The following is a 9,100-nucleotide window of genomic DNA, read 5'->3' as shown; positions in this document are numbered from 1 at the left end:
ACCTGCAGAAGTTCATCGACCGCTTCAAGGCCAAGGCCAGCAAGGCCAAGCAGGCACAGAGTCGCGTGAAGGCGCTGGAGCGCATGGAGAAGATCGGCCCGGTGCTGGCCGATGCCGACTTCACCTTCGAATTCGCCGAGCCGCAGAACCTGCCCAACCCGATGCTGGCCATGAGCGACGCCAGTTTTGGTTACCCACCGCCCGACGAAGGCAGCGAGCCCACCATCATCGTCAAGAACATCAGCCGTTCGGTGCTCGCAGGCCAGCGCATCGGCATCCTGGGTGCCAACGGTCAGGGCAAGTCCACGGTGGTCAAGACCATCGCGCGCGACCTGCAGCCGCTGGCCGGCCAGATCACCGAAGGCAAGGGTCTGAACATCGGTTACTTCGCCCAGCAAGAGCTGGACGTGCTGCGCCCGGCCGACACGCCGCTCGAACACATGATCCGCCTGGTTCGTGAATGCACCGCCGAAGGCCGCCTGAGTGGCCAGCCCACGCGCGAACAGGACTTGCGCAGCTTCCTCGGCAACTTCAATTTCACCGGCGACCAAGTCAAGCAAAGCGTGGGCAGCATGAGCGGCGGCGAAAAGGCTCGCCTCGTGCTGTGCATGATCGTCTGGCAGCGTCCCAACCTGCTGCTGCTTGACGAGCCCACCAACCACCTGGATCTCGCCACCCGCGAGGCCTTGTCGGTGGCGCTCAACGAATTCGAAGGCACCGTCATGCTGGTCAGCCACGACCGTGCCCTGTTGCGCGCGGTGTGCGACGAGTTCTGGTTGGTCTCGCGCGGGGGCATCGAACCGTTTGACGGCGACCTCGATGACTACCAGCGCTACCTGCTGGACATGGCCAAACAATCGCGCGAGGCGCAACGTCAGGAACAGCGCGACGCACAGCGCAGCCCGGTGGCAGCCCCCGTGGCAGCGCCCGAGCAGAAGGCCAGGACGGTCGAGCCGAACCGTTCGCCCGAGCAGAAACGCAACGATGCCCAGCGCCGCCAGCAACTGGCCGAGAAAGCCAAGCCGCTGAAGAAGGAACTGGAGCAGACCGAGAAACGCATGGCGCAAATCGCGCAGGAAAAATCCCGGCTGGAAGCCAGCATGAGTCAACCCCTCAGCCCGGCCGACCTGGCTCACAACGGCAAGCAGCTCAAGGCCTTGAACGACGAGAACGAAGCGCTCGAAGCGCGTTGGTTGGAGCTCACGGAAGCCATCGAGGCCGTCAGCGCCTGATCCCTTGGTGGGCCGCCGCAGGCTCGGCGAGGAACGGAGGTAAAAAGCAGCTAGAGTGCAGGCTCTATTGCTTTTGTATCAACCTCAACCCTCAGGAGTCTTTCGAATGATGTCCATTCTCGGCACCCTCTTCATCGGCCTGATCGCCGGTTTCATCGCACGCGCCATCAAGCCCGGCAACGACAGCATGGGCTGGATCATGACCGCCCTTCTGGGTGTCGCCGGTGCGTTCCTGGCCGGTTACCTCGGCGCCGCACTCGGTCTGTATCGTCAGGGCGATCCGGTCGGTTTCCTGGCGTCGGTGATAGGCGCGATCATCCTGTTGGTGATCTACGGCTTCTTCAAGAAGCGTTGAGTCTTTGCGAATCGCCGCCCGCTGCATGACATGTAGCGGGCAACAAAAAAGCCCTGATCTTTCGATCAGGGCTTCAAATGTTTTGGTGGGACGTGCGGGGGTCGAACCCACGACAAACGGATTAAAAGTCCGCTGCTCTACCAACTGAGCTAACGTCCCATCAGGGTTTCGCATTCGACACACTGTCTGCACATTGTGTATCCCGCGAAGCCTCAAATTATAGCTTCTTTTTGAGGGCCTTTTGAAGCCGTCGTTGAGATTGATTGCGCGTCTTTCGCCAGAGTGTTCATCACCCACCCCGCAGCGCAAAAACCAAAGGTCGCCGTGACGCTCACCACCGAGCCATAACCGTGGCAATTGAGCGAACCATCAGCGCCTTCAATGCTGCACGACGCGTCAGGCGGTGCCACGGTTTCGCGACTGAACACACAGCCCACACCCATGCGCCCCGTGCGCGCGCCGCCATGGTGCTTGCGCAAGCGATAACGCAATTGCGCCAGCAAGGGATCGTGGGTGACGTCGGCCAGATCGGCGACGTCAACCGCGTGGGCGAGCTGCTTTCCCCCGGCGGCACCCACCGTGACAAAGGGCACCGAGTGAGCGGCCGCCCAGGCGGCCAATGCAGTTTTGGCACGCACCTGATCGCATGCATCGATGACGGCCGAGGGCACACCTTCAAGACCGGGTATGGCGTCGAGCAAGGCAGGCCAGTTGTCGGGCGTCACGAAGTCATCGACCACGTCGACAACACAACCGGGGTGAAAAAGCGCAATGCGTTCGCGCATCGCTTCGGCCTTGGCCTGGCCAAGGGTCGGCTCCAGGGCATGGATCTGCCGGTTGATGTTGGATTCGGACACATGGTCAAGATCGATCAGTGTGAGGCGCCGCACGCCGCTGCGCGCCAAGGCCTCAACCGCCCACGATCCGACACCACCGATGCCCACCACCACCACGTGCGCGTCGAACACGCGCTGCGCTCCATTGACCCCATAGAGCCGGCGCAGACCGCCAAAGCGGCGTTCGAAAGATTCGCTGGTGTCGTGAGTCACTCGCGGTCCAGCAACCAGATCTGGAATCGAAAACCAACAATGGCGCCCAGCATGATCCCTGTGACAGCGATGATGCTCGTCAGGCTCAACGTGGACAGACCCGACATGCCCTGCCCCACCGTGCACCCCAGCGCCGTGACACCACCCACACCCATGCAGACGGCACCGGCCATGTGCAGCGCAGTGTCTTGCGTGGTGCGGAAACCCTCCCAGCGGAAGCTGCCTTCGACCAAGGCGCAGATGAACGCTCCCACGACCATGCCGGCCACCGTGACGATGCCGAAGGTGAGGGCCTTGGAGGTGTCGCTGAAAAAGATGATCCAGTCCAGCGTGAACGCCATCGGTGCGGTGAAGGTCAGCGCCTCCATGCGGCCGGTGTTGCTGCCCAGGTAGACGGCTTCCAGCGTCTCGGGATGTTCGGCCACAAAACCCAGTCGGCCACTGACCCACCACATCGCGATCACCACCAGCCCGAGTCCGATGCCGGCAAGCAGGTTGTTGCCGGTGCGGAAGTCACGGCCCACCAGCGCCCACACCACGAGGGCACCACCTGCCACCAGCGCGAAGACCAGCCCGGTGAGTGCGGGCTCCATGCCCATCGCGCTGGCCAGCCAGGCCGGCAACGCAGACCCGGAGGCCATCTCGAAACTCACCTTGTCCACGGTGTTGACGCGCAGCACGGCGGTCACGCCGCGCAAGGTGGCAAAAGCGGCAATGCCCATGACGAAGAAGACCACCAGCGACTTCAGACTGCCTGCGCCGATGCGCACCAGGGTCTTGCTGCCACAGCCCGACGCCAGCACCATGCCGAAGCCAAACAAGAGCCCACCCGTTATGGCCGAGAGCCAGATCACGCGGCTGCCTGTGTAGATGCTCTGGGTCGGATCGATCCAGCCCAGCCAGGCCATGCCATAGAACCCGATCATGGCAATGCCCACCGCCATGCCCCACATGCGCATGCGGGTCCAGTCGCCCATGTTCACGATGTCGCTGATCGCGCCCATGGTGCAGAAGTGGGTGCGTTGTGCGATGAACCCGAAAACAACGGCCACCGCGAAGGCGGCCCAGAGCACAAGGGCGTTCAGCTTGAGAATGTCTGCGATTTCCATGGCCGCCATTGTAGGAGGCGGCCCCTGCCTCTCATGGACGCGCGCCGAAGCGCGCGTCTGGCGTCAGCGCAAGCGGGCCAGCCGCTCGCGCGCCGCTGCGGCGGCTTCGGAGTTCGGATGCGCCTTGACCAGGTTTTCGAGCGTGCTCTTGGCGGTGCGTGGGTCTTTCAGCTCAACCTGGCTGTTGGCCATGGCCAGCATGGCCTCGGGTGTGCGCACGTGGGCAGGGAACTCGCGCACCAGCCGGCCATGCGTGACCACAGCTTCCTTGTAGGCACGGCTGGCGTACTGGGCGTTGCCCAACCAGTACAACACCGAGGGTGTGTAGCCGCTGGCCGGATACCGCTGCAGAAACGCTGCATAAGCCGCGGACGCGGGTTGGAACTCGGACTTGCGCAACTGCGCCATCGCAGCCTCGAAGTCGCTCTTCTCGGCGGGCGCTGCCGTGAAGGTCTGACCGTCGTACTCGACGCGCAGGGGTTCCACCTGACGCAGGCGCTCGTCGATGCCCGACTGCACGTCTTTCTGTTGGCGTTGCAGCTCGGAGACTTCGCGCGCCAACTGTTCGTTCTGGCCCCTCAGCCGCGCCAACTCGGCGCGCAGCTGCTCGATCTGGTTGGACAACTCGAGCAGGCTGCGCCGCGTGCCCGCATCACTTTCCCGCGCCTCTGTGGTTGCGGCGTCGGTGGCCTGCTTGTTGGCATCCACCTTCTGGCGCAGCTCGATGATGGCCTTGCGGGCCTCGTCGTCGCCGAACAGCGCATGGGCCTGCAAGGGCCACAGGACCGCCAGGGAAAGCGCCCAGGGCGCTGCGGTGGAGAGCTTCATGTTCAACGGTAGGTCAGTTCGACGCGGCGGTTCTTGGCGAAGGACGCTTCGTCCAGACCCACCTGGGCGGGCTTCTCTTCACCAAAGCTCACCGCTTCCATCTGCGCTTCGGTGACGCCCAGCAGGCTCAGAGCACGGCGCACGGCTTCGGAGCGTTTCTGGCCGAGCGCCAGGTTGTATTCACGGCCACCGCGCTCGTCGGTGTGGCCTTCGAGGTTCACACGGCGGGTGCGGTTGGCGTTGAGGTAGCGCGCGTTGGCTTCCAACGTGGAGGCCGAGTCGGCCTTCACCTCGAAGCTGTCGTAGTCGAAGTAAATGATGCGGGCCACGGCTGCAGGCTGGACCGAGTCGGCACCACCCACGGCCACGCCCGACACGCCACGCGGATCCACCGCACCGCCCTGTCCACCTGCGGCTGCACCGGAATTGAGAGCGGAACCCGAGCGGTCTTCAACCGGCACATCGTCGAGCTTCACACCGGAACTGCAAGCAGCCAGCACGGCGGCCAGGCCGAGTCCAGCGACCAGGCGAATGCCACGCTGGGCCCAGTTGGTGTTTCGAATGGAGGCGATGTTCTGGATGTTGTTCATGTGGAGATTCCTTGGAATTGAAAAGATGAATGCGAAAGGGAGCTTGATGGCTCCCCGTGTGAATCAGCGCAGGAACGGGCCCCATTCGGGTTCCCGGATGTCGCCCTGCGCGCCGGCCAGACGGGTCTTGATGCGCCCATCCACCGTGGTGGTCATGAGGGCTTCCTGGCCCTTTTCCCGGGTGGCGTAAATGATCATGCGGCTGTTGGGCGAGAAGCTGGGGCTCTCGTCGGCACTCGACTCGGTCAGCGCTGTCACATTGCCGCTGGAGAGCTCCATCACGTGCAGACGGAACGCACCATTGACCCGCGAGACAAAAGCCAGCCAACGGCCATCGGGGCTGGGCGCTGGTGAAATGTTGTAGTTGCCGGTGAACGTCAGGCGCTGCGCGTTGCCGCCTTGTGCGCCCATGCGATACACCTGCGGCGAGCCTCCGCGGTCGCTCACGAAATAGATGGTCTTGCCGTCGGGGCTGAACACCGGCTCGGTGTCGATGCTGGCCGATTGACTCAGGCGGCGCGGCTCACCACCATTGGCATCCATGGTGTAGACCTGCGCGTTGCCCGAAAGCGAGAGCGTGGCCACCACCGAGCGGCCATCGGGCGACCACGACGGCGCGCTGTTGGAGCCCTTGAAGTTTGCCAGCAGCCGCCGCTTGCCCGAAGCCACGTCGTGCGCGTAGATCACGGGTTTGCGGGCTTCGAACGACACGTAGGCCAACTGCGCACCACCCGGTGCCCAGCTCGGCGAGATGATGGGTTCGGGGCTCGTGAGGGCCGCGCGCGCATTTTCGCCGTCGGCGTCGGCCACCCACAGGTTGTGGCGCTGCGCGGTCTTGGTCACGTAAGCGATGCGGGTGGAGAACACACCCTTTTCGCCGGTGATCTTCTCGTAGATGAAATCGGCAACGCGGTGGGCGGCCAGGCGCAGGTCCTGCGCACCGACGGGATAGCTCAAGCCACCGAGGTCCTGGCCACGCACCACGTCCCAGAGGCGGAAACGCACGTCAAAGCGGCCGTCGGCCAGTTTGGTGACGCTGCCGGTGAGCAAGGAGTCGGACCTGCGCTCGCGCCAGGGGCCGAGATCGGGGCGGGAAGTTTCGTCCAGCCCGCCCGCAATGGGCTCGACAAATCGGAACTGACCGCTGCGCTCGAGGTCGGCCCGCACGATGGCGGCGATGTTCTCGCTGGCCACGTCGTTGCCGCGGAAACCCACGGCAGAGAATGGAAACTGGGTGAGGCCAACGCCCGCCACTTCAACCCGGAACTGGGCCTGCGAGGCCAAGGGCCAGCCGAGCAGAGGCAGTGTGGAAACCAGGCCGAGCGCGCGGCGTCTCGGAATCAGGGGCAGCGCGTTGTGTCGGGTCAAATCCAGCATGCTGTGTGTGTCGCTTGTCCTGAGGTCGCAGCAGGGGCAAAACGCCCTGCACAGCCGACCGATAATAACGGAGGCATCCGGCCCTTCCGTGACAAGATGTGTGCGCGCAGGGCCGGCGCTCGTGGTGCAAGGCTGATTCAGCGCCGTGCGGAATGTTCCGCAAACCAGCACATTTTGGGACCGATCCGCTTTTGACCGCATCCAACCGCTCCAATCCGCCCCTGGCGGGCACGCTGACCCAGCGCCTGCTGCGCCTTTGGCCCTATTTCCGCTCGGCCAAGACCGGCATCGCCCTGGCGGCCGTCAGCACGCTGATCGGTGCGCTGACCGAGCCACTCATCCCTGCTCTGCTCAAGACCTTGCTCGACCGCGGCTTTGCCGAAGGCAACATCGACCTGTGGATGGTGCCGGTGGCGCTCATGGGTCTGTTCGGCATCCGCGGGATGGCGGGCTTTGTGGCGCAGTACACGCTGTCCTACACCGCCAGCCTGGGCCTGCTCAACCTGCGCCGGGCCATGTTCGTCAAGCTCAACGATGCCCAGATGACGCTGTTCGCCCGCCAGAGCGCGAGCAAACTGTCCAACACACTGGTCTACGAGGTGCAGACCGGCTCGCAGATGCTGGTGTCGGCCTTCCTCACGCTCACCAAAGACAGCCTCACCGTGATTGCCTTGATGGGCTACCTGTTCTACCTGAACTGGAAGCTCACGCTGATCGTATTGACCGTGTTTCCAGGCCTGATCCTGATCATGCGGGTGCTCTCGCGCCGCCTCTACAAGCTCACCCGCGACAGCCAGACCGCCACCGACGAACTCGCCTATGTGGTGGAAGAAAACGCCTTGGCTCACCGCATGGTGCGCCTGCATGGCGCCCAGGCGCGCCAGACCGAGCGCTTCGATGTGCTGAGCGTGGCGCTGCGTCGGCTGGCGCTCAAATCCACCGTCGCCATGGCGGCCATGACGCCGCTCACCCAGTTGCTGGCCTCGGCCGCCCTCTCCGCCGTGATTGCCGTGGCGCTGTGGCAAAGCAACAGCAGCGGTGTCACCGTTGGCAATTTCGTGGCCTTCGTCACCGCCATGCTGATGCTCATCACGCCGATCCGGCACCTGGCGGAAATCAGCGCGCCGATCACGCGCGGTCTCGCCGCACTGGAGCGCGGCCTCGAACTCATCGAGAACACGCCCGAGCAACCGGGCGGCACACACACGGCAGACCGGGTGCTCGGCTCCATCGCCTTGACCGATGTGTGGGTGCGCTACCCCGCCAAGGACGATCAGATCGTGCACAGCGATGACGACAGCCTCGTGGCCCTGCGCGGCGTCTCGCTGGACATCCACCCCGGTGAGACCGTGGCCTTCGTCGGACCCTCCGGCTCGGGCAAGACCACCCTGGTCAACCTGCTGCCGCGCTTCGTGGAATTCGAGCGCGGAGACATCCGGCTTGACGACGTGCCGCTGACCGACTGGAACCTGACCAGCCTGCGCCGCCAGTACGCCATGGTGAGCCAGGACGTCGTGATGCTCAACGACACCCTCGCGGCCAACGTGGCCCTGGGCGCCATGGGCAACGAGATCGATGAGGCCCGCGTGCGCGCGGCACTGGTTTCAGCCAACCTGGGCGAGTTGGTCGAACGCCTGCCCCAGGGCATCCACAGCACTGTGGGCCACAACGCAGCCGAACTCTCAGGCGGTCAGCGCCAACGCCTGGCGATCGCACGCGCCATCTACAAGGACGCACCCATCCTGATCCTGGACGAAGCCACCTCGGCGCTGGACAACGAATCGGAGCGGCTGGTGCAGGATGCACTGGCCCGGCTGATGAAGGGCCGCACCACGCTGGTGATCGCGCACCGCCTCTCCACCATCGAACACGCCGACCGGGTGGTCGTGCTGGCAGATGGGCGCATCAGCGAACAGGGCACGCACCGGGAGTTGCTGCAGGCCGACGGACTGTACGCGCGGTTGCATGCCCAGAGTTTCAGGCCGGAAGCCGAGGCCTGAAAAGACCGGTCACAACAGAACAATGTCGTATTGTTCCTGCGTCATCGAGCTCTCGCTCTGCAGCGAAATCGGCTTGCCGATGAAGTCCGACAAACCCGCCAGGTGGGCACGCTCCTCGTCAAGGAACAGCTCCACCACCTTGGCCGAGGCCACCACGCGGAATTCGCGCGGGTTGAAGGCGCGGGCTTCGCGCAGGATCTCGCGCAGGATGTCGTAGCACACGCTGCGCGCGGTTTTCACCACCCCCTTGCCACTGCAGGCCTCGCAGGGCTCGCTGAGCATGTGCGCCAATGATTCGCGTGTGCGCTTGCGCGTCATCTCCACCAGACCGAGCTGCGAAAAGCCGCCGGTCATGGTTTTCACGCGGTCGCGCGCCAGCTGTTTGCGGAACTCGCCGAGCACCGAATCCCGGTGGTCCTCGCGCACCATGTCGATGAAATCGACAATGACGATGCCGCCCAGGTTGCGCAGGCGCAGTTGTCGAGCGATGGCCTGTCCTGCTTCCAGGTTGGTGCGGAACACGGTGTCGTCAAAGTTGCGCGCGCCCACGAAGCCGCCGG

General features: G+C 64.3%; 9 protein-coding genes and 1 tRNA gene. 3 read left to right on the top strand and 7 right to left on the bottom strand.

Features of this window, described 5'->3' with window-relative positions:
* The coding region (locus IV113_RS24965) for an ATP-binding cassette domain-containing protein (protein WP_291090971.1) at positions 1–1,232 on the top strand (1,232 nt) is incomplete at its 5' end.
* Between the two features lie 106 nt (positions 1,233–1,338).
* The gene (locus IV113_RS24960; RefSeq protein WP_291090969.1) at positions 1,339–1,587 is read left to right on the top strand and encodes a GlsB/YeaQ/YmgE family stress response membrane protein; all 249 of its coding nucleotides are present in this window, start codon (positions 1,339–1,341) and stop codon (positions 1,585–1,587) included.
* Positions 1,588–1,670: 83 nt separating this feature from the next.
* Here the strand turns inward: IV113_RS24960 and IV113_RS24955 are convergent.
* The 6 genes from IV113_RS24955 to tolB all read right to left on the bottom strand — a co-directional run bounded on the left by IV113_RS24955 (position 1,671) and on the right by tolB (position 6,540).
* Positions 1,671–1,746: transfer RNA gene (locus tag IV113_RS24955), tRNA-Lys, on the bottom strand.
* A gap of 53 nt (positions 1,747–1,799) precedes the next feature.
* The gene (locus IV113_RS24950) at positions 1,800–2,636 is read right to left on the bottom strand and encodes a tRNA threonylcarbamoyladenosine dehydratase (RefSeq protein WP_291090967.1); all 837 of its coding nucleotides are present in this window, start codon (positions 2,634–2,636) and stop codon (positions 1,800–1,802) included.
* Positions 2,633–3,745 (bottom strand): YeeE/YedE family protein, encoded by a 1,113-nt coding sequence (locus IV113_RS24945; RefSeq protein ID WP_291090965.1) that lies wholly within the window; start codon positions 3,743–3,745, stop codon positions 2,633–2,635. The genes IV113_RS24950 and IV113_RS24945 overlap by 4 nt, the downstream gene beginning before the upstream one ends.
* A 63-nt stretch (positions 3,746–3,808) precedes the next feature.
* Complete coding sequence (gene ybgF, locus IV113_RS24940) at positions 3,809–4,573, bottom strand: tol-pal system protein YbgF (RefSeq protein WP_291090964.1); 765 nt, start codon at positions 4,571–4,573, stop codon at positions 3,809–3,811.
* A gap of 2 nt (positions 4,574–4,575) precedes the next feature.
* Positions 4,576–5,163, bottom strand: a complete 588-nt coding sequence (gene pal, locus IV113_RS24935; RefSeq protein ID WP_291090962.1) for a peptidoglycan-associated lipoprotein Pal — start codon at positions 5,161–5,163, stop codon at positions 4,576–4,578.
* 63 nt (positions 5,164–5,226) lie between these two features.
* A complete protein-coding gene (gene tolB, locus IV113_RS24930) occupies positions 5,227–6,540 on the bottom strand; it encodes a Tol-Pal system beta propeller repeat protein TolB (RefSeq protein WP_291090960.1) in 1,314 nt (437 codons plus the stop codon).
* A 191-nt stretch (positions 6,541–6,731) separates the two neighbouring features.
* Here tolB and msbA point away from each other — a divergent pair, with 191 nt between their 5' ends.
* Entirely contained in the window at positions 6,732–8,540 is a 1,809-nt protein-coding gene (gene msbA, locus IV113_RS24925) for a lipid A export permease/ATP-binding protein MsbA (protein WP_291090958.1), read from the top strand.
* A 9-nt stretch (positions 8,541–8,549) separates the two neighbouring features.
* Here msbA and IV113_RS24920 read toward each other — a convergent pair.
* Positions 8,550–9,100, bottom strand: a 551-nt coding sequence (locus tag IV113_RS24920; RefSeq protein WP_291090956.1) for a ribonuclease E/G, incomplete at its 5' end; no start/stop codon positions are given.

The sequence above is a fragment of the Hydrogenophaga sp. genome, assembly GCF_018780385.1.
GTDB lineage: Bacteria > Pseudomonadota > Gammaproteobacteria > Burkholderiales > Burkholderiaceae_C > Hydrogenophaga.
The sequence above is the reverse complement of the archived record's forward strand: the minus strand, read 5'-3'. Positions and strand labels throughout refer to the sequence as shown.